General features: G+C 69.6%; 1 protein-coding gene and 1 pseudogene. One reads left to right on the top strand and one right to left on the bottom strand.

All coding sequences use genetic code 11. The features are described from left to right. On the top strand, nucleotides 1-655 hold a 655-nt coding region (locus FQ755_RS01235), incomplete at its 5' end, for an MFS transporter (RefSeq protein WP_144150307.1). A gap of 77 nt (nucleotides 656-732) precedes the next feature. On the opposite strand, the pseudogene FQ755_RS01230 reads toward FQ755_RS01235, so the two are convergent. Beyond that, nucleotides 733-871: pseudogene (locus FQ755_RS01230) on the bottom strand (heme biosynthesis protein HemY); the annotation flags it as partial.

Genomic DNA, 871 nt, shown 5'->3' with positions numbered 1-871 from the left:
GCTGAGCGACGAGGAAAAGGCCCTGCTCACGCGCAACGTGCAGGCCGAGGAGGCGCTCAAGGACGACCATTCGATCGGCCGCGTGCTGGACAGCCCGCGCGTGTGGCTGATGGCGCTGATCTACTTCTCCTTCGTGATGGGCCTCTACGGCGTGGGCTTCTGGCTGCCGACCATCATCAAGTCGACCGGCGTGACCGACTCGTTCATGATCGGCCTGCTCTCGGCGATCCCCTACGCGGCCGCCGTGGTCGGCATGATCCTGATCGCTCGCAGCGCCGACCGCCGCCGCGAGCGCCGCTGGCACGTCGCGCTGCCCGCCGCGCTGGGCGCGATCGGCCTGCTGCTGTCGGTGGTCTGGGCGCACCAGACCGCGCTGGCGATGGTCGGCCTCACGCTCGCCACGATCGGCATCCTCACCACCCTGCCACTGTTCTGGAGCCTGCCCACCGCCTTCCTGGGCGGCACCGCGGCGGCGGCCGGCATCGCCCTGGTCAACTCGATCGGCAACCTGGCCGGTTTCCTGAGCCCCTACATGATCGGCTGGCTCAAGCAGGCCACCGGCAGCAACGATGCGGGAATGGTGATGCTGGCCGCGTTCTGCGTGCTGGGCGGCCTGCTGGCGCTGTCGGTGCCGAAGGCGCTGGTGAACCGCTGAGGCCGGCCGAGGCCGACAATGCAAAACGGCAGCCTCCAGGGCTGCCGTTTTCGTTTGCGGCGCGCGAAGCGCCTGCCTCAGCCGAGCTGTGCCGCCAGCGCGCTTTCGCGGTAATGGCGCGCGGCCTTCTCCTGGTCGCCGAGATGCTCGAACAGGCTGGCCAGCGCGCGATGCGCGCGAACCTTCAGCGCCTCGCTGTCGGACAGCTTCAGCGCC

The organism is Paraburkholderia sp. BCC1885, assembly GCF_900996235.1.
Lineage (GTDB): Bacteria > Pseudomonadota > Gammaproteobacteria > Burkholderiales > Burkholderiaceae > Paraburkholderia.
The sequence above is the reverse complement of the archived record's forward strand: the minus strand, read 5'-3'. Positions and strand labels throughout refer to the sequence as shown.